General features: G+C 54.3%; 13 protein-coding genes and 1 pseudogene. 5 read left to right on the top strand and 9 right to left on the bottom strand.

The window, feature by feature from the left end:
* Together LAT75_RS10830 and LAT75_RS10825 are read left to right on the top strand one after the other, a co-directional pair.
* A pseudogene (locus LAT75_RS10830) lies at positions 1-372 on the top strand (amidase family protein); the annotation flags it as partial.
* Between the two features lie 188 nt (positions 373-560).
* A complete protein-coding gene (locus LAT75_RS10825; RefSeq protein ID WP_291482679.1) occupies positions 561-4,379 on the top strand; it encodes a response regulator in 3,819 nt (1,272 codons plus the stop codon).
* 14 nt (positions 4,380-4,393) lie between these two features.
* Here LAT75_RS10825 and LAT75_RS10820 read toward each other — a convergent pair whose 3' ends face one another.
* From LAT75_RS10820 to LAT75_RS10810, 3 genes are all read right to left on the bottom strand, one after another.
* Positions 4,394-5,032 (bottom strand): hypothetical protein, encoded by a 639-nt coding sequence (locus LAT75_RS10820; RefSeq protein ID WP_291482678.1) that lies wholly within the window; start codon positions 5,030-5,032, stop codon positions 4,394-4,396.
* A 153-nt stretch (positions 5,033-5,185) separates the two neighbouring features.
* On the bottom strand, positions 5,186-5,980 hold the full coding sequence (locus LAT75_RS10815; protein WP_291482677.1) for an MnmC family methyltransferase: 795 nt from the start codon (positions 5,978-5,980) through the stop codon (positions 5,186-5,188).
* Between the two features lie 14 nt (positions 5,981-5,994).
* Positions 5,995-7,617, bottom strand: coding sequence for a peptide chain release factor 3 (locus LAT75_RS10810; protein ID WP_291482676.1), 1,623 nt, complete (start codon positions 7,615-7,617; stop codon positions 5,995-5,997).
* A gap of 273 nt (positions 7,618-7,890) precedes the next feature.
* Between LAT75_RS10810 and LAT75_RS10805 the strand changes: the two genes are divergently transcribed.
* The 3 genes from LAT75_RS10805 to LAT75_RS10795 all read left to right on the top strand — a co-directional run bounded on the left by LAT75_RS10805 (position 7,891) and on the right by LAT75_RS10795 (position 11,852).
* On the top strand, positions 7,891-9,270 hold the full coding sequence (locus tag LAT75_RS10805; RefSeq protein WP_291482675.1) for an efflux RND transporter periplasmic adaptor subunit: 1,380 nt from the start codon (positions 7,891-7,893) through the stop codon (positions 9,268-9,270).
* A gap of 54 nt (positions 9,271-9,324) precedes the next feature.
* Positions 9,325-10,557 (top strand): ABC transporter permease, encoded by a 1,233-nt coding sequence (locus LAT75_RS10800; protein WP_291482674.1) that lies wholly within the window; start codon positions 9,325-9,327, stop codon positions 10,555-10,557.
* Positions 10,558-10,625: 68 nt separating this feature from the next.
* On the top strand, positions 10,626-11,852 hold the full coding sequence (locus LAT75_RS10795; RefSeq protein ID WP_291482673.1) for an ABC transporter permease: 1,227 nt from the start codon (positions 10,626-10,628) through the stop codon (positions 11,850-11,852).
* A 156-nt stretch (positions 11,853-12,008) separates the two neighbouring features.
* Here the strand turns inward: LAT75_RS10795 and LAT75_RS10790 are convergent, their stop codons facing one another.
* The 6 genes from LAT75_RS10790 to LAT75_RS10765 all read right to left on the bottom strand — a co-directional run bounded on the left by LAT75_RS10790 (position 12,009) and on the right by LAT75_RS10765 (position 18,317).
* Positions 12,009-13,133, bottom strand: a complete 1,125-nt coding sequence (locus LAT75_RS10790) for a PLP-dependent transferase (protein ID WP_291482672.1) — start codon at positions 13,131-13,133, stop codon at positions 12,009-12,011.
* 111 nt (positions 13,134-13,244) lie between these two features.
* Entirely contained in the window at positions 13,245-13,556 is a 312-nt protein-coding gene (gene trxA, locus LAT75_RS10785; protein WP_291482671.1) for a thioredoxin, read from the bottom strand.
* Between the two features lie 63 nt (positions 13,557-13,619).
* Positions 13,620-13,865, bottom strand: a complete 246-nt coding sequence (locus LAT75_RS10780) for a hypothetical protein (RefSeq protein ID WP_291482670.1) — start codon at positions 13,863-13,865, stop codon at positions 13,620-13,622.
* Between the two features lie 625 nt (positions 13,866-14,490).
* A complete protein-coding gene (locus LAT75_RS10775; protein WP_291482669.1) occupies positions 14,491-14,763 on the bottom strand; it encodes a hypothetical protein in 273 nt (90 codons plus the stop codon).
* Between the two features lie 31 nt (positions 14,764-14,794).
* The gene (locus LAT75_RS10770; protein WP_291482668.1) at positions 14,795-16,903 is read right to left on the bottom strand and encodes a 3-hydroxyacyl-CoA dehydrogenase NAD-binding domain-containing protein; all 2,109 of its coding nucleotides are present in this window, start codon (positions 16,901-16,903) and stop codon (positions 14,795-14,797) included.
* 115 nt (positions 16,904-17,018) lie between these two features.
* Complete coding sequence (locus tag LAT75_RS10765; RefSeq protein ID WP_291482667.1) at positions 17,019-18,317, bottom strand: thiolase family protein; 1,299 nt, start codon at positions 18,315-18,317, stop codon at positions 17,019-17,021.
* Positions 18,318-19,407: the final 1,090 nt, after the last annotated feature.

Here is a 19,407-nt window from a genome sequence, read left to right as displayed (position 1 = left end):
GACAGCCTGATGGTGCGGCAGATGATTCAGGCCTGGCCCAACGTGTTCCGCACAGCCCGATTTGTGCCTGCGGTTGAGTACATACAGGCCAACCGCGCCCGTACGCAGCTGATCAACGCCATGCACGAAGCCCTTCGGAATGTTGATGTGTACCTGACGCCCTCCTTTGCGGGCGGCAATCTGGTGATTACCAACCTTACGGGTCACCCCACGGTTGTGGTTCCGAACGGCTTTACCGAAACCGGCATGCCGGTGAGCATTACGTTTAATGCGCAGTTGTTTGAAGAGGGAAAACTGCTTCGGGTTGCGGATGCCTGGCAGCAGGCTACGGGATTTCACCGGCAATACCCACCCGCCTTTCTAAACCCGTGAGCGGGAGCCTGCGGGCAGTCAAAAAACTGAAAGCAAAAAAAAGGCTCTGTTCTTTCACGAGACAGAGCCTTACGTTGTGCTTCAATGGTATTTAATTACGGATTTAAACTAAGGATATTGAATTCAAAATATGTCTCATTATATTCAATTTTTTCCTCACAAAGTTTTAATATCATCTCAACCCGTATATGCTCCCTTCAATACTCCTTTCCCTGATATGGGCAGCCATTGCCGGACCGCTGCAGTTTTTTCAGGCCGGTCAACACCCTGAGTACATAATCAAGCACTATACAACAATAGACGGGCTGCCCCTCAACTCTGTTATCGGGATGGTGCAGAAGGGCGACGGTTTTATATACATGGCCACCCTCGATGGCCTGGTACGTTACGACGGATACGAATTTAAAGTGTTTAATGCGGTTGAATACCCTGAACTGGGCAACAACAGGGTTCAGAACATCGGTATTGATGAAGAAGGATTGCTATGGCTGGGTACCACTTACGGAATTGTCTCATCATTTGACGGTAAGCAATTCCGCATATTCAATCCGGATGAACCGCATCCTTTCAGGTTACAGCACCGGATATTGCCGCAGTTCATGGCGCTGGGTACTGAACTTGGGATGATTCTGGGTACGCATCCTGATACCGTAAGAAGTTACTACTTGCAGCAAATGGGCAGTTTGCTTGAAATAGATTCTAAAACTTTACGGATTGACGGTCAGCTCATCCTCTCAGATCCTCAAATCATGGGTGGCTTCTATGATCAGGAAGGCACGATTTGGGTTTTTACGTACAATACCGGCCTGTACCAGATAAAGCGGAGTCCGGTGAGGAACATCACACAGATTGAATCCATACCTGTACAGAACATTTATTCAGTTATTGAATTGCCGGGAGGTGATATACTGGCAGGAAACCTGATTGACGGCACCGTGCATTTCTCGGAATCAGAAGTAACCATAAGCCGTGTGGATTTTGGTGACTTTCCTTTAGACAGGAGCCGTTTTCTTTTTTATGACGAACAGGAAGATCAGCTTTACAAGTCCCTTTTCAGCCCCGGGCTGTGGATGCATGAAAACGGCAAATGGGTCCATCAGGACTGGTTCAGGTCGTTATTCCCCGGTACAGATTCCCGCGTTGACGCAATGCACCGTACACAAAGCGGCCTGCTTCTGATGGGAACTCCTGCAGGAATGCTTGTGAAGCAACAAGGTGAATTCCGGCTGCTTGAAGAATTAACCGGCCAAAAATTTAATTTCGTACGAGTTATCCGCGAGCTAAGCGACGGAACCTTGTTATTGGGCACCAACGGTTTCGGGCTGTTTATTTTAAAGCCCGACTGGAGCTGGAAGAGATACACAACGAGGGAGGGATTAAGCAGTAATTTTATCCGTGATATTTACCCTGAAACCGACCAGCGCATCTGGCTTGCTACTGAAGATCACGGGTTAAACTTCATAAATTTCGGCGACGAAGCTACTATCAGCAGCACAACCATAACCCGACATAACGGGTTGATAAGTAATGCGTTGCATCGCATCATTCCGGATAGGTACGGCTACCTGTGGATTAACACCAACGGTGGGATCATGCGCACATCGCTTGAACAGCTTCATGCATTTGTGCGGGGCGATACATATACCCTCACACCACTCAAGCTAAATGAAAACAACGGGCTTCATAACAGGGAGGGCAACGGAGGCGTTGACAATGCCGGTTTGCAGCTAAGCAACGGGCTCATTGTGTTTCCGAATCAGGCCGGGCTCATTGTTATTAACCCGTCTGCGCTGCAGGCGGTCTATCCCCGTTTAATAAGCCAACCAATTATTGACAGAATCGAAACCGCCGGGCAAACCTACAGAACCACGGCCGGAAGCGGCAAAGGCATCCACCTTGATCCGGGTGAACGCGATTTTCGTATTCATTTTACCCTTCCCAATTTTGAAAACCCAAACGGAATTATTTTCAGCTATCAGCTGATTGGTTTCGACCGCACGCCACAGCTTGCCGGGAATAACCGAACCGCGTTTTATACCAATGTGCCTCCGGGTAATTACAGCTTTCTGGTAACAGCCGCCGGCTTCGACGGATATTACAAAGAGGTGCTTATACCACTTAGTGTACCTTCTTTTTTCTACGAAACCACCCTTTTCTACTTTTTCTGTGCACTTGGCATCCTGATATTGCTCGGCGGGATTTACAAACTGAGGGTCAAATCTATGGAGACAAAAGAACAGTTTCTGAGCCGTCAGATTGATGAGAAAACGCGTGAGTTAAAAAAGGCTTCAGCTGAAGTTCGAAAAGCGTCTGTAGCACGCAGCCGTCTTTTCACCAGCATTAGCCATGAGCTCAAAACCCCCATATCCCTGATTACCGGGCCACTCGCAGAAGTGAGGCGTCATCCTGCAATGCAGCAGGATCCAATTTTGCAGGACTACCTCAGCATCGTACAAGACAACAGCTATCGGCTAAAAAACCTTGTTGATCAGATTTTACAGGTAACAAAGCTTAATGCAGATGCGCTAAACCTGAAAATTACCCGGGAAGAGCTCGTATCCCTCACAAGAAACGAACTTGCAAGATTAGCAGATGTAAGCAGCCGGAAAAGTGTCTCCCTGAAACTGACCGCCCAACCGCCGGCCATTGAAATTTTCGTAGATACAGGCGTATGGGAGCGAATCATAACGAACCTGATCTATAATGCACTTCGGTATTCACCGGAAGGAGGCGAAGTTCTTGTGAATATCAGGCAGGATGAAACACATGTTAGCTGTATCGTTTCTGATCAGGGGCCCGGCATTTCTAACACAGATTTGCCACGCGTGTTTGAGTACTTATATCAGGGTAACGAAGGCCGGAATGCAGAGGGAACCGGAATCGGGCTTTATCTGGTAAAAGAACTGACCGGGCGGCTTGGCGGAAATATCGTAGCATATAATGCACCGGCAGGGGGCGCTGTATTCAAAATTACCCTCAAGCGGGGTTCCGGCCATCTCAACCCCGGAGATTTGGCTCCAACTACGGAAGAGCCGGAAGAACCCGTGTACGCTGATTCGGCGGATACCCAGGATATTTCCCGGCCTGAACTGAAGCCGGTAACATATTTATTTCCTGCAGCTGTTCAGAAGCCTAAACCGGAAACAGAGAAAAAGAAAGAGAAAGCTAAAGCTAAAGAAACAGCAAAAAGTAAACCTGTCCTTTTATTGGTTGAGGACAATAGTGATTTCCGCATATTTATCGCTTCGGCCCTTGCAGATCATTTTGTAATCTATCAGGCCGCCAACGGTCTTGAAGCTTTGCCGTTGCTGAAAAAAAAGAACCCGGACCTGCTCATTTCAGACGTCATGATGCCCGGGATGGACGGCATCACGCTTGTGCGTAAAATCAGAGAAATGCCAGCCTTCAGAACCCTGCCAGTCCTTTTCATTTCAGCTAAAGACGAACTTCAGGATATTGAAAAAGGCCTGTCGAGCGGAGCTGATGTATATCTTACAAAACCAGTAAATCCCGATACCATCCTTAAGCAGATCTATGCGATGCTTAGGCGTGAAAAGCTCATTCGGCATAATACGAAGACGACTGAAACATACACCCAGGCTTCCGGTTCATCACAGCCTGATTCCTTGTTAAATGGTAATGATACAGGGCAATTCACAAAAACCAGCGAAGACGCAGCTTTTGAGAAAAAAGTGAAGGAACTCATCCTGAGGCATCTGGGCAATACCAGCCTGACCACACAGCTTATAGCCGACTCGCTGTACATCAGCAGGGCACAGCTGTACCGTAAATGGGAAAAGGTTGAATCTGTGCCGCTCAACAAATACATCACCAAAACCAGAATTCAGGAAGCCTGTCAGCTGATAAACAGTGAAGGCTATTCGGTTTCCGATGCTGCAAATGCGGTGGGCTATCAGCATGCAAGCTATTTCTCAACCGTTTTCCGGAAGGAGACAGGAGAAACCCCGACGGAATGGCTTCAGAAGCAGACTTCCGTAAACCCGTAAAACTGAACCGGCAGCTACGGCACATGAACAAGCCACTGATTCCCGTCAAAACTGATCCGGTTCATCTCCCTGCCTTTCTCTAAAATGCGGGTGTAAAACGGCTGCCAGAAATCGCGCTCTTCCTCCTCAATAAGCGGATCGTCGAGGATGCCGTCCCGGCCGAAGTCGCGTACCGATACAATTTCCTGCGTTTTAATATCACGAATGATGAAAAGGTTGTACGTATCATTTTCCCCGACCGAAAGGGAGATGATATCGAAAGCGTAAAAACCGGAAAGGATCTCAAAGCGCCGGGCATAAGGCCGCTCTTTGTAGCTTCCCCGCTCCATCGCAGCACGGATACCGGCAAGATAAATCCGGTTTGCTTCCTGCAGGCTCACTTCCCCCTGAATCACGCTGTCGATGAAGCCATCTTGCGTATTGTCGCGTGCCCACAGGCGAACCGTACTACCGTCGCGAAGCACTAAATCATTCACCCCTTCTTCCCGGCCTTCTACTTCATTATAGCCGATAATTTCATACTGCTCCCCTTCGAAATCAAACCTGAAGATGGTGCCCTCACCAAGGTCAAGCGTGGTACGGCATGCAGCGCCTGTGAAAGCGAGCAGAGCGATAATGAGCAACGGGTAGCGGAGGGAAACAGAAGCTTTCATGGCAGGGTGATTGAGATGAATCGGGGCCGTGATCATTTCTCAATATACTAAAAAAGCGCTCCCATGAACGTAAAATCGCCTTCTGCCCGATGCTTTGAAGCGTGTACAATGCAGGATCGCAGCTTCCTGCTACGCAACCGTTTGCAGCAAAAATCAGGTCTTACGGCTGAATTCGCCTGCATCCCAGCGCTCAGTCAGGCGGGCTTCGTTCAGACGCTTAAAATCGCGGAGCTTTGCTTCGCTCAGCGAAGCGACGGTCATTTCCCGCTTGCCAAGTGTGCCGGGTGCCCGGGCTATGAGCCAGCCGCCTTTGGCCATGCTTGCACGGGCAGCGGTCGAGGCGCCAAATGTAGTAAGCACCGCGCTTTCATCGCAGCGGGATTTCAGCCAGGCAAAAACCTCCGGTGTCCAGAGCTCCGGCGAAACGGCCGGATCGAAAGGATCGTGCAGCACATGCGTAAACGGGCGTTTGGGTTTAAAACGGAGTTTCGCGAACGGACAGTTATACACCTCGTAGCGCACATCCCCCAGCGAACCCGAAGCCGGCTTTGACGGGCCCGTTGCCCTGTGAAGCTGTTCAAATACCGGGGGCAGCCCTGCAAACAGGGCCTTGTTTTTCAGAAAGCTGCTGTAGTTCAGGGTTTCGACCTGCTCAGCAGGCAACGGCCATGCTTCCACACTGGTAAACCGGATTTGTGCATCGGGCCTGTGCTGATGCACGAGATCAGCCAGCAGCAGCAGATTCAGCCCGGTACCGAAACCGATTTCCATCACCGAGACATCTTCATCGCGCTGCAGGGCGCGGATGATGCCCGATACTTCAAAATAAACATACAGGCTTTCCTCAACCGCGCCGTTGGGGTTATGGAAATAGCTTCCGGCGGTCTCTGACCAGACGGTGTGTGAGCCGTCACGGCTGATTTCCAGCCGCGTTTGCTGCGCGCTCATGCTACGCGACCTCCCTACTGCTTAAACTTAAACAGGTTTTCTTCCCCGACCTTCTCTATTGCCTGACTCAGCGCGTACGCGCTGTCGAACAGCGCAATCGGGTTGCCGTCAAGGTCATAGGTTACGTGCGTGGAAAAAGCACTCTTCAGTTTACTGATAATTTCCTCATTTTCCGTCAGCCACCGTGCGGTGTGGTAAGGCACGGGCGTGTAGTGCATTTCCACCTTGTACTCGGCGAGCATGCGGTGCTGCACCACCTCAAACTGAAGCACACCTACGGTTCCTAACAGCAGCTCATTACCGACACCATTCGGCACTTCAAACACGTGTACCACGCCTTCTTCGGAAAGCTGCTCAAGCCCTTCACGCAGCTGCTTTCTTCGAAACGGATCTTTGGAACCGGCCTTAATGAAGTGCTCGGGGCTGAACAGCGGAATCACATCATACTTCTTTTTCTCCCCTTTATACACCGTGCTCCCGATTTTGAACTCGCCCGGGTTAAACAGGGCGACGATATCGCCGGGGTAGGCTACCTGCAGCAGGCTGCGGTCGTCGGCCATGAGGGTGTGGGGGGAAGTCATGCGGATTTTCTTGCTGAGGTCATCGACCTTTACCTCAATACCCCGCTCAAACTTACCGGTTGCGACCCGCACAAAGGCGGTACAGTCGCGGTGCTCGGGGTTCATGTTGGCCTGCAGCTTGAACACAAAGCCGGAGAAAGGTTCGTCGAGTGCCCGCAGGGTGTCGCTGTTATCGGCATAGCGCTGCGGCGTAGGGGCGAGATTGCGGAAGTGCTCGAGGAAGATATCGAGGCCAAAATTGCTCAGGGCCGAGCCAAAGAAAACCGGAGTCGCTTTACCGGTGTTGTAGTCATCGGGGTCCATTTCATGAAACTCGTCTTTAATGAGCTCCCATTCTTCACGAAATTCTTCCTTCAGAGCCGGGGAAAGCTGAGCATTTTGAAGCCCCTCTTCCAGCTCAAAAATTTCCGTATCGGCTTCCTGCGCGCCGTGATTTGCTTTGATGTACAAATGAAGCTTGCGGTCAATTACATCATAAAGCCCCTGGAATTCACTGCCATACCCCAGCGGCCAGGCTGCCGCTACCGGATGAATGCCCAGCTTTTGCTCGATATTGCTGAGGACTTCGAGCGGCTCCATACCGGGCCGGTCGTATTTGTTCACAAAAGTGATGACCGGAATATTCCGCAGCCGGCAGACTTCGAACAGTTTTTCGGTCTGTTCCTCCACGCCCTTGGCGGAGTCGATTACCATAAGGGCACAGTCGGCCGCTACGAGCGTGCGCAGGGTATCTTCGGAAAAATCCTTGTGGCCCGGGGTATCGAGCAGGTTGTATTTGATGCCGTCTTTCTCGAAGCGCAGCACCGAAGAGGTTACCGAAATACCTCGTTCCTGCTCAATCGCCATCCAGTCAGAAGCAGCATGCCGGGCGGCCTTCCGCTGCTTGATGGAGCCCGCCTCCCGGATAGCGCCGCCGTAGAGCAGCAGCTTTTCGGTGAGGGTGGTTTTCCCGGCATCAGGGTGGGAAATAATAGCGAAAGTGCGGCGGTTACCGGCTTCTTCCAAAACGGAAAGGGCCGTTTTATCTGCCTGTTTAAGTTCTGCTTCTGTTGACATAAAAAACAATTTTCAAAAAAGTGATTAGCCTTAAAATATACCGAATATTCCCCTGAAATACTGATTCGGGGCCAGGCTGTGTGCGATATAGCCTGATGGGTAATGCAGACGGGATATTTGATGTAACAAGTATTTTTGATTATCGTGTAAGCGGTGATATAAAATGTAGCTTATAGAAGGCAAATAAGAAGGATATACGTAAACATATCCGCCGGGCAACACCGGCACACTGCCTCACCCCCTCTGATTATTCATTCAAAGCATTGTTCCACTATGAGCAAGGACTCTTCTGCCGGCAAAAAACGCCGCATCCGTTATATCGTAATTCTGATTCTTGTACTCGCCCTGGGCGGCATTATTGCCAACAGCATGGGGCTGCTCAGTCAGGGCCCGACTGAAACACCGGTCACCACCGAGAAGGCTGAGATCCGCACGATCACGCAGCTTGTTTCCGCATCCGGACGCATTCAGCCCGAAGTTCAGGTTATCATCCGCCCCGATGTTTCGGGTGAAGTGATTGAGCTGAATGTGCGGGAAGGCGACTTCGTACGGGAAGGCGATCTGCTGCTGCGCATCAAGCCCGATATCTATCAGGCGCAAATCGATGAGCTCAACGCCATGCTGCTCACACAGCAGGCACGGCTCGAACAGGCCCGGGCCACCATGCTTCAGAGCGAGGTTGAGTACCTGCGCAACAAGCAGTTATTCGACCGCGGGATGATTTCCGAACTCGATTATCTGGCTTCCTCAAACAGTTTCAAAGCCCAGCAGGCTAATGTGCGGGCAGCTGAATTTCAGATTCAAAGTGCGCGGGCTCAGCTGCGCCGCTCTGAGGAGGAACTCCAGCAAACCGTAATCCGAAGCCCGAAAGACGGCACCATCTCACGCCTTTCTATCGAGCGCGGCGAGCGGGTACTTGGCAACGCGCAGACAGCCGGTACCGAAATGATGCGCATCGCACGGCTCGACCTGATGGAAGTAATCGTGGATGTTAACGAAAACCAGATCATGAATGTGAGCCTGGGCGACACCGCACGCATCGAAGTGGACGCTTTTCCTAACCGGAGCTTCGAGGGTATTGTAACGGAAATCGCCAACTCTGCCGACATCACCGGAACCTCAGCTGAGCAGGTGACCAACTACAAGGTCAAAATCCGGATTACAACACCTCATAACCTGCTTCAGAGCGGCAGCGAACTTGTAGCACTACAGGCTGACGAACTTCCCGGCAGCGGCTTCATCCCTACCTTCAAACCCGGCATGTCGGCAACGGTTGATATCCTTACAGAAACCGTTCAGAATGTCGTTTCAGTGCCGATTCAGGCGGTAACGGTACGCGATTTCAACCGCTTCCCCGATGAACTTCCCGAAACAGAAGCCGACAGCACGCCGGCCGAACTCGTAGCTGACAATGGAAACAGCACCAACGGAAACGGTAACGTAAACCGCAGCAACAGGGAAGATTTTCGCAGGGTCGTGTTTGTACTCGAAGACGGAACAGCCCGGCGCATTCAGGTTGAAACAGGTATCAGCGACAACAACCATATCGAAATCATACACGGGCTCAGCGCCGGCGATGAAGTGATAACCGGCAGTTTCCGCATCCTTTCGCGCGAGCTGAAAAACGGCGATGCTGTCCGCATTGTAAATTAAACAAGCGCACTTCTCCTTCTTCTAAAGGCCATTCTACTTTAATCAGGCAGCATTATGCAACGTTTTTTCATCAGTCTGAGCGAAGGCTTCCGTATCGCAATGTCGGCCATCTGGCTCAACAAAGTGCGGGCCATGCTTACAACCACCTGCATTGTAATCGGTATTGTTTCTGTTACTACCATGAAAACCGTTACCGACGGTATCGATCAGGCCTTCGAGCAGAGCATGAGCATGATTGGCAACAATGTGGTGTATGTTGAGAAATGGCCCTGGGGCTTTGGGGGCGAGTACCGCTGGTGGGAGTTCCGCAACCGCCGCGAAATGCAGCTCGCCTACCTCGAGCCTCTGCAGCGCCTTGCCCCTTCGGCTAGCAACGTTGCGGCAACGGCTTTCCGGACTTCCCCCGCTCGCTACGGCGAGCGCGGGGTAGATAACCCGCTCATCATCGGGGCAACTGCCGGGTATTTCCAGACCACCAACGCCGACCTCTCCGACGGCCGCGTTTTCAGCGATACCGATGTTCAGGTAGGCGCTCCGGTCGCAGTGATGGGCGCAACCGTTTACAGAGCCCTTTTTGAGGATGAAGACCCCATCGGCAAGGAAATTCGCATCAGCGGTCAGCGGTTTACGGTGATCGGCACCATCGAAGAGCAGGGCAGCTTCCTGGGCATGGAAGACATGGACAACGTGATCATCATCCCCATATCATCATTCGGGAACCTGTTCAGCCTGCGGTTTGGCCTGCGGCTGATTGCGCAGTTCCCCGATGCCGAAACAGCCTATGAGGGCGAGTACGAGGTAATCGGTGCCATGCGGCAGATCCGCGGACTCGACCCCATGGACGAAAACGACTTTGCCATCAACAAGGCGTCCCTTTTTGAAGAAGAACTGGGCGGTGTTAAAATGGCCATTTACGGCATCGGGCTGTTTCTCACAGGCCTGGCGCTGCTCGTTGGCGGCATCGGCGTAATGAACATCATGTTTGTGTCAGTTCGGGAGCGTACCCGAGAAATCGGCATCCGAAAGGCCGTAGGGGCAAAATCCTGGGAAATTCTCCTGCAATTTCTCACCGAGGCCGTCATCATCTGCATGATAGGGGGCGTTATCGGGGTGCTGCTCTCCCTCGGCATCACACAGCTGATCAATCAGTTTTTTGTGGCCTACATGGATTGGGGTACGGTGCTGCAGGCCATTCTGATCTGTACCTTCATCGGCGTTCTGTTTGGCTACCTGCCTTCGAGCCGGGCAGCCAAAGCCAACCCCATCGAATCGCTGCGCTACGAGTAATTTTTTAGGGTGATGGAGTTCCGAAACCATCACCCGCCTTCCATGCACGCATCCTATCACATAAGATTATGCAACTGACAGAAGTTTTTAAACAGGCCATAGATTCCATCCGGGCATCCAAACTGCGGTCGGGACTTACCCTGCTTGCCATCTCGGTAGGTGTATTTGCCATCATCAGTGCGAACACGGCCGTGCTTGTGCTCGACACCTACTTCCGTGATACCCTCAGCCTGATGGGCGGGGATGTCATTACCGTTTCCAAAACGCCGGCAATCAATGTGGGTCAGACCGACTGGAGCACTTTCAGGAACCGTCAGGACATCACCATTTCCCAAATGGAGCGCCTGCAGGAAATGATGCCGCAGTCAGCGGAAATGAACCCGAGCCGCTCCTACCGAACCACAAACGTTGTGTTTTCGGACCGGGAAACGGATCCCAATATAAACATCCGCGGGGCCAACGAGTTTTACCTGGCCAACAATGCCTACAGCATTTCAGAGGGCCGGAACTTTACCCCGGAGGATATGGAGTACCTGCGCAATGTAACCGTGCTGGGCTCAGAAGTGGCCGAAATCCTATTCCCTGTTGAAGAACCCATCGGGAAAACGGTGCGCATTGAAGGCCGCCCTTACACGGTTATCGGGGTAACCGAAGAGCGCGGCACCGTTTTCGGCAGCTCACTCGACCGCTTCGCCCTCATTCCGTACACGGTTGCGGCCAACAAGTACGGGCGAAACCAGAACATCAGCATTCAGCTGCGGGCGGGCTCTATCGAAGAGGTACAGGCCACGATCGACCGCGTTACCGGCCTGCTGCGCCTGATCCGGCAGGTTGACCCGGCAAATCCGGACGACTTTGAGATAGCGACCAATCAGTCGATCAGCGGGGCGTTGAGTCAGTTTACCGGCTTTCTGTACATCATCGGTTTTGTGATCGGCGGCATCGTGCTGCTTGGCGCGGGTATCGGGGTGATGAACATCATGCTCGTATCCGTAACCGAGCGTACCCGCGAAATTGGGGTGCGGAAAGCGGTCGGCGCCCGGAAACGTGAAATCACCACGCAGTTTTTGCTGGAATCTATCGCCTTGTGTCAGATCGGCGGCCTGATTGGTATCATTGCCGGCGTGGCGCTGGGCAACGGCGCGGCGCTGTACTTCGGCTCGAGCATGGTATTCCCCTGGGGCTCGGCCATCGGCGGCGTGATCGGCATGACGCTAATCGGGGTCGTTTTCGGGGTTTACCCGGCGATGAAAGCCGCGAAGCTCGACCCGATCGAGAGCCTGCGGTACGAGTAGGTACCCATCACCCTAAAAGAAAACGCGCCGGCTTCGCAGCACAGCGCGTTTTCAGGGGAAGCCTGATTTTCCTGTTAGTACAATAAGATGAAGAGGCGCAGTCCGGAAGGGCCGCGCCTTTTGTTTTGTGATGCGCACAGGCTTCAGTTGCTATCACTAAATTACGGATAAAGCACGGTTCAGATCTTCTTTTAAATCTTCGGGATGTTCGAGGCCCACGCTGAAGCGGATGAGGTTGCCCGGGGTTTTGGAGCCTTCGCCCTCGGTGCTGAGGCGGTGCTCCCAGCTGCTTTCCACCCCGCCCAGGCTTGTGGCACGTTTGATGAGTTCTGAGCCCGAAACCACTTTAAGGGCGAGGGGCGCATCACCCTTTACCAGAAAAGAAATCATGCCGCCGAAATGCTGCATCTGCCGGGCGGCGACCCCGTAACCGGGATGGCTTTCCAGGCCGGGGTAGTACACGGCCTCAACGGCCGGGTGTGTGTCGAGGAAGCGGGCGAGCATCATGCCGTGTTCGTTGTGGCCCTTCATGCGGTAGGCCAGCGTTCGGGTGCTGCGGGCGAGCATCCAGCAGTCCTGCGGGGAGGGCACGGCCCCGCCCAGCCTTTGAATGAAGCGGATGCGCTCCATGAGCTCACCGTCTTCACGGGCGATAACGAGCCCGCCCAGCGTATCGGAGTGCCCCCCGAAGTATTTGGTAGAAGAGTGCATCACAAGGTCGGCCCCGAGCGCGAGCGGCAGCTGATTGACCGGGGTTGGCCAGGTGTTATCCACGCAGCTGAGCAGGCCGCGGCTGCGGGCAAGTTCGCACACGGCCGCGATGTCGGTAATGCGCAGCATGGGGTTGGAGGGCGTTTCCATCCAGATGAGGCGGGTGTTGGGCCGGATGGCGGCCCGTACGGCATCCGGATTTGTGGCATCGGTGAAGCTCGTTTCCAGCTTCCAGCGGTTCATCAGGCCGGTGATCATCATGCGGTGCCCTGAGTAGAGGTCTTCGGGGAAGATGACGTGATCGCCGGGTTCGAGGGCCTGAAGTACGGCCGCGGCGGCTGCAATTCCCGAGGCAAAGGCCGCGGCAGCTGCCCCGCCTTCGAGCGAAGCCGCGAGGGCCTCCCACTGTCGCCGGTTCGGGTTATCAAGGCGGGAGTAGAGCAGTTCGTCATCCTGCTTGCCGGCTTCGTTCAGCTCATAAATCGTGCTGTGGTACACGGGCGGCACAATGGCGCGCGCCGCGTTGGCTGAATCAAGCCCGGCATGGATGGCTCTGGTTTCGAAACGCATAAAAAAAGCTTTGGTTGGGTGGAAATCGGAGCGCCAATTTCCACAAACCAAAGCTTAAATGCCAATTTTAAATAAGTACGGGCCAGCGGACTGCGCCCGGTTTTGCTGCGATCAGGCTACCGTTTTTTCGCGGATAAGCTGCTCGAGCTGTGCGGCCTGCGGTACGCCTGCCTGCTGCCACTTGATTTCGCCTTTCTGGAACAGAATCAGCGTAGGGATGCTGCGGATGCCGTAAGCGGCGGCGGCCTGCTGATTGCGGTCCACATCAATTTTGATGATGGTGAGCTGGTCGCCGAAGGTTTTTTTGACTTTATCGAGGATGGGCGGCATCATGCGGCAGGGTCCGCACCAGTCGGCATAAAAATCGACCAGGACAGGGGTATCTGAGTTGATGATGTCTTTGAAAGAAAGTTTTGTTTCCATAGCAAAAAATAATTGTGGGTTAAGATCGGGTGCCGTTTAGTGTTCGCAAATCCGGACTGCGGCCTATTTGACTTCGGTGTACTGAATTTCAGCATCCGGGGCTTGCTTGCTTTGGTTGCCGTAAGCGGCAGGCGCGCAGCCCTGTGCTCCGAAGCAGCCGATGTTCAGGCCCGCCTGAAGCAGGAAAAACATCGCCAGAAAACCAGCGAGGGCTTCGCCGTACACGATGCCCTGCGTGAGCAGAATAAGGCCCAGCACAAGACCTAACACGCGGCGCAAGTGCCAGTTGGTAAGTAAGCGGTTCATCATGGTTCGGAATTACGAAAAGGTGGCTGTTTCTGATTTTCCCTTAAGGTAGCCAATCTGAGGCGGGGGTTCAGTTACATTTGTTACACGGGGGAGGGGGGAGCAAATCAGAACCAAACCAAAATGCGAACCGGCGCTGATTCCCCGGCAAGATTATAAGAACAGACTAAAGGCCGGATTAGCGGTATTTTTTGCGATAAGTATCACTTTTCGATACTTATCGCAAAAAATACCGCTTACAGACTTCAATAAAGAGCACCACTGCCTGCCCCCGATTATTTCCCTTACATAGCAGATGCATTCTCAATGATTCCGGTATTTACAGGCAAAAAAAACAGCCGGGGAGAAACCTTGTTCTCGCGGCCCAAAAAGGTCAGGCCTCCCGACTGTTCTTCAATTTACCGAAAAACAGGTTCCGTCTCAATTTAAACAGACTTTCACCTTTACCTTTCTTTCACCTCATTTTGGGGGATTGAGGTATTGATGAACCAAAAACCACGGGATTATCCGTTGATTTGGGATTTCTCACAAGCACGAAAGACCGTGATGCCCACGGAAGTCACCCCCAAAAAAACAAAAGCGGACTGTGCTGTACAGTCCGCTTTTTTGATTTTCAGGGAGAACCGAATCAATCCTGTGAGGGATCGTTGACTGCGATACCGCTGAGCAGGTCGGGGCCGGCGTAGCCTTCGAAGCCGGTTTCTTCGGCCTGCAAACCCGCCGTGCTGCCGGTGCCGCGCAGCTTTTCCCAGGGTTTAGGCCCGGCAGGCAGCGGACCGCCTTCGTCCAGCTCGCGGCTGAGTGCTTTTATAAAGAGTTCTTTCATGGTAATGCCCTCCTCAACAGCTTTGATTTTAGCCTGTTTGAGCATGGCTTCAGGTATGTCTATAGTTGTGCGCATAAAAGCATATTAGCACATTACCACATTACTTTCAAGACTCTTCACGGAATTTGCGGCCTGCTTTCGCGTACTCTTCCAGAATCGGGGCCGGGGTGAAGCGCGCACCGTGCTCCTGTTCGAGGGCTTTGAGCTGTGCCAGAATGGCATCCGCGCCCCTGAGGTCGATGTAGCGGAAGGGGCCGCCGTGGAAGGGCGGGAAGCCGAGACCCAGCACCGCGCCGAGGTCGCCATCGGTGGCACTGTCCAGAATTTTTTCCTGCAGGCACAGCAGCGCTTCGTTCAGCATCACGCTGCTCATGCGCTGCTGAATTACTTCGGCAGCGATTTTCCTGCGGCTGCTTCCGCCAAAATGCGTGTAGATGTCGATGTTTACTTCCTTCTTCTTGCCTTTGCCTTCGGCATAGCGGTAAAAGCCTTTTGCGTTTTTCCGGCCTCGGTAGCCTTCGTCGTACAACTTGCGCGCGGTTTCAGAGGGCTTCGCGCCGCGCTCCCGGAACATGGGGCCAAGCACATCGGCAACGTGTGCGGCCACATCGATGCCGACTTCATCTATCAGCACAATCGGGCCTACGGGGAATCCGAACTGTTTCATGGCACGGTCGATGTCTTCTATCGCTGCGCCTTCTTCGAGCAGCAGCAGCGCCTCGTTGATGAAGGGCGCGAGGATGCGCGTGGTGTAGAAACCGGGTCCATCGTGGACCACGATCACCGTTTTGCCCTGCCGAACCCCGATTTCATAGGCCGTTGAGATGGCCTCTTCGGAGGTCTGATCGGTTTTGATGATTTCCAGCAGCGGCATTTTCTGCACCGGGCTGAAGTAGTGCATGCCCACCACGTTCTCCGGTTTTTTCGCGCCTTTGGCGATATCGGCTATGGGCAGGGAGGAGGTGTTGCTGGCAAAAATGGCGTCCGGCGAAACGGCCTCGACCTCTTTGAGTACGGCGTGCTTGATTTTGAGGTCTTCAAAAACGGCCTCGATCACAATCGGGATGTCCCGGAAATGTTCGTACGAGCCGGTGGGCGTGATGCGCGCAAGGTGCGCATCCCCCTCAAACGTGGACATGATGCGTTTCTTCACTTTTTTGTCGGTTTCGCGGCGGATGGCTTCAAAGCCTTTTACCGACGATGCCGTGTCGCGGTCCTTAAGGGCAACGCGGTAGCCGTTGGCCGCGCTTACGTCGGCGATGCCGCCGCCCATAAGGCCGGAGCCCAGCACGCCGATGCGCTCAACTTTGCGGTCTTTGCCCTGCAGCGGATTTTTTTTGACGCTCTGCATCCCGAAAAACAGGCTGCGCAGGGCGGCCGATTCCGGGGTAAAGGCCAACTCGCTGAAGAGCCGTCGCTCGGTTTCGAAGCCTTTTTCGCGGCTGAGGGTGAGGCCCGCTTTCACGCTGTCGATGATGCGCAGCGGCGCGGGGTAGTTGCCCTGTGTTTGCCGCATCACGGTTTCGCGGGCCTTGCTGAAGGCGATGTTGCGGGCGGCTGTGTTGGTGAGCAGCCGCGCTGCAAGCGGCAGTTTGCCGGCCTTGGGCTTTTCTTTCATGAGTTTTTCGGCGCGGTACAGGGCGGCCTGCCGCAGCCCGTGCCGGTGGGTGAGTTCCTGCACCAGCCCCATGCGCTTCGCCTGCCGCGGGTAAACGTTTTTGCCGGTGAGCATCATGTCAAGAGCGGTGGGTACGCCCACGAGGCGCGGCAGCCGCTGCGTTCCGCCGGCGCCGGGCAGCAGACCGAGCTTCACTTCGGGCACGGCAAATTTGGTGGCGGGGTCGTCGGTGGCAATCCGGTAGTGGCAGGCCATCACGACCTCGAGTCCGCCGCCGATGCAGCCGCCGTTGATGGCCGCAATCACGGGCTTGCCGAACCGCTCGATGCGGTCAAGCAGGTCGGTTCCGGTTTTGATGAAGGCCTGAAATTCCTCCGGCGTGCTGAAGGTGTCGAACATTTTGATGTCGGCGCCGGCAATAAAATTGCCTTCTTTGCCGCTGATGAGCACAACGGCTTTGATGCCGTCATCTATTTCAATTTCATCGAGCAGCCGGCCGAAACCGGCGATCATTTCCTTGCCGAGGGTGTTCACTTTGTCGCCGGGCTGATCCAGCGTGAGCCAGGCAACGGCATTTTCCCGGGTTATCGTAAGCATATTGGCAGTTTTTTGGCAGTTTAATGGGGGTTTCGTGCAGGTGCAGGGTGATGGGTCCCGTGACCTCATCTGCTGTGTGGCCTGTCTGAAAAGTTGGTTTTTGGGGATGAAGCCATCACCCGTCGAAGCGCTCGAGCAGCATGGCATGGCCTTGTCCGCCGGCGGCACAAGCGGCAATCAGGGCATAGCGCGCGCCTTCTTCGTACATGCGCCGGGCCGCGGTGGTTACCAGCCGCACGCCGGTTGCCCCGAACGGATGCCCGATAGAAAGCGAGCCGCCCTTCAGGTTGAAGCGGTCCATCGGCATTTCAAACGGCTTGATGCTCGTATTCACCTTGTCTTTCATGAAGCTGTCTGTGGCGAGCGCCCGCAGGTTTGCGAGAATCTGCCCCGCAAATGCTTCGTGAAACTCGAACACGCCGATGTCGTCGGGGCTGAGCCCGTTGCGCTCCAGAATGCGGGGCGTAGCATAGGCCGGACCCAGCAGCAGCTCATGCTTGGGATCCTGCGAAACAAAAATATAATCTTTGATGATGGCTTTCGGCTTCAGGCCCAGCTCCTTCGCTTTGGCCTGCGACATCACCAATCCCGCGGAGGCGCCGTCGGTGAGGAAGGAAGCATTGGCCGCCGTAACCGTGCCGTAGGGTTTCACGAAGGCCGGCCGCAGTTTGGCGAGTTTTTCCGGGCTCGAATCGCCGCGTACGCCGTTGTCGTGATGCACCATGTCGCGCCCCGGCTCGGGCTGCAGGGCAATGACTTCATCATTATAGTAGCCGGACTCCCACGCAGCGGCGGCGCGTTTGTGCGATGAGATGGCGAATGCATCCTGATCTTCGCGGCTGATGCCAAACATGGCCGCGAGTTTGTCGCAGCTCGCGCCCATGGTGTCGCCCGTGGAAAACTCCGCAATTGCGGGCAGCTCCGGCTTGAGATCGGCAAATTTGAAGCCCTTCAGGATTTTCAGAAACTCAAGGGGCGATTTGTACTTTTGCGCCTCCAGCAGTTTGGCGCGAAGCCTGCGCGAAACGCGGATCGGCACATCGCTCATGGTTTCCGTACCACCGGCTACAACCACCGAAGCCCGCCCGAGGCGGATGGCATCCGCGGCCTGCGTGAGCGCAAGGTTGGAAGAAATGCAGGCCATGGTGACCGTATGCGCGGGCTTGGAATCGGGGATGCCGGCTGCAAGGGCTGCCTCACGGGCGATGTTGGCCGTGCGGACTTCCTGAATTACGGTGCCCAGAATGGTGTGATCAATCGCCTCCGGACTGATGCCGGTTTTGCCCAGCAGACCCGAAATAGCAACCCGTGCCAGGTCGTAGGCCATCATTTTTTTGAAGGCGGTACCCGATTTCAGAAAGGGCGTACGAACGCCGTCGATAAATACAGCTGTGGTTGTAGGATCGGTTTGCATGCCAGATAATTAGCGTAGGTGTTTAAACAATGGTTAACGGTGTTATCTTAGGAAGATGAAGCTTTTGACGCACATTGTCAAGCACGGAAAACCGCTTACAGCACGCGAGGCTGATGGCACGCAGATTCTTTCGGATCGGGCGGGATTTGCGCGGATTTTTCGGGGTTGACCGGGGACAGCAGTCGCCGGAATGCAGACCAGAGACGGAGGAATTCAGACCAAAGACGGCGGACCGCAGACCGCAGTCGGCGGACGGCAGAATAATGGACCGCTGCCAGGATTTGAATCCCGCAGCACAGCCCGGTTCATTCGGTTCGGGGCTTCAACATGCTCATAAACGTATAGCGGTCACGGTACCCGCCACGCCACAGAAGCGCCCCGGCAGGAGCCCAAGCTTTGTAGCAAGCCGCAGCTGCCCCACCTCCCAAAACCCCGGCGCGGCCCGCCGCGCCGGGTGCCAAACGCCCCCAAGCCGTCATCCCGGAAACCGTGCGGCACCCCCTCGTTTAGAACAATTCCCAAAGCCGGCCCGCACGGTTATCCGGGACCTACCAAATTATTCCCACCGCCATGCCGGCTGCCGCTTTCGTGAGCCGCGAAAACCATTCGCGCTTTGGGTACCCGTCATCTCAAAAAGCAGCAAAGCGAAACTGGTAGGTCCCGGATAACGCCGGCAAGATTCTATGACAGTTTAAAAGCACCAAGCGGGCGTTTTCGGGATGACGGAGTGGGTTTGGTAAACGGCTTATGGGGCAAGAGCTGACAGGTTTTCAAAACCTGTCAGCTCTTTGCAGCGAAGGAAAAAAAGCCGCAGCCAAGGCCTCGAACCCCAAAACCACCCCGAAAAAAAAGCCCCTCTCCTGAAGACCAGGCCCCTAAGGCCTCGTGGTAATTTCAGGAGAGGGGTTGGGGTGAGGTCCGCCGAAAAAGCTGGCTCCGCACCCTGCCGGCTCCCAGCTTAAACCACCTTCGGAGATATCTCACATGATGCTTCGTCCAAAATGGTTGACACTCCGCTCTCCGTGCCTCCGGTTTGCTCCCGCAAGCTGAGAAGCGTTCGATATGACATTTTTGGGTTTTCGGGGTTTTT

It is taken from the genome of Cyclonatronum sp., from assembly GCF_022565315.1.
In the GTDB taxonomy this organism is placed as follows: domain Bacteria; phylum Bacteroidota; class Rhodothermia; order Balneolales; family Cyclonatronaceae; genus Cyclonatronum.
This window is presented reverse-complemented; position numbering and strand designations above follow the sequence as displayed.

What these genes read in the sequence shown, in the direction of transcription:
- LAT75_RS10820 (WP_291482678.1), bottom strand. Translation starts at nt 5,032, where the DNA reads ATGAAAGCTTCTGTTTCCCTCCGCTACCCGTTGCTCATTATCGCTCTG.
- LAT75_RS10775 (WP_291482669.1), bottom strand. Translation starts at nt 14,763, where the DNA reads ATGCGCACAACTATAGACATACCTGAAGCCATGCTCAAACAGGCTAAA.
- LAT75_RS10815 (WP_291482677.1), bottom strand. Translation starts at nt 5,980, where the DNA reads ATGAGCGCGCAGCAAACGCGGCTGGAAATCAGCCGTGACGGCTCACAC.
- LAT75_RS10790 (WP_291482672.1), bottom strand. Translation starts at nt 13,133, where the DNA reads ATGCGTTTCGAAACCAGAGCCATCCATGCCGGGCTTGATTCAGCCAAC.
- trxA (WP_291482671.1), bottom strand. Translation starts at nt 13,556, where the DNA reads ATGGAAACAAAACTTTCTTTCAAAGACATCATCAACTCAGATACCCCT.
- LAT75_RS10805 (WP_291482675.1), top strand. Translation starts at nt 7,891, where the DNA reads ATGAGCAAGGACTCTTCTGCCGGCAAAAAACGCCGCATCCGTTATATC.
- LAT75_RS10765 (WP_291482667.1), bottom strand. Translation starts at nt 18,317, where the DNA reads ATGCAAACCGATCCTACAACCACAGCTGTATTTATCGACGGCGTTCGT.
- LAT75_RS10825 (WP_291482679.1), top strand. Translation starts at nt 561, where the DNA reads ATGCTCCCTTCAATACTCCTTTCCCTGATATGGGCAGCCATTGCCGGA.
- LAT75_RS10770 (WP_291482668.1), bottom strand. Translation starts at nt 16,903, where the DNA reads ATGCTTACGATAACCCGGGAAAATGCCGTTGCCTGGCTCACGCTGGAT.
- LAT75_RS10795 (WP_291482673.1), top strand. Translation starts at nt 10,626, where the DNA reads ATGCAACTGACAGAAGTTTTTAAACAGGCCATAGATTCCATCCGGGCA.
- LAT75_RS10780 (WP_291482670.1), bottom strand. Translation starts at nt 13,865, where the DNA reads ATGATGAACCGCTTACTTACCAACTGGCACTTGCGCCGCGTGTTAGGT.
- LAT75_RS10810 (WP_291482676.1), bottom strand. Translation starts at nt 7,617, where the DNA reads ATGTCAACAGAAGCAGAACTTAAACAGGCAGATAAAACGGCCCTTTCC.
- LAT75_RS10800 (WP_291482674.1), top strand. Translation starts at nt 9,325, where the DNA reads ATGCAACGTTTTTTCATCAGTCTGAGCGAAGGCTTCCGTATCGCAATG.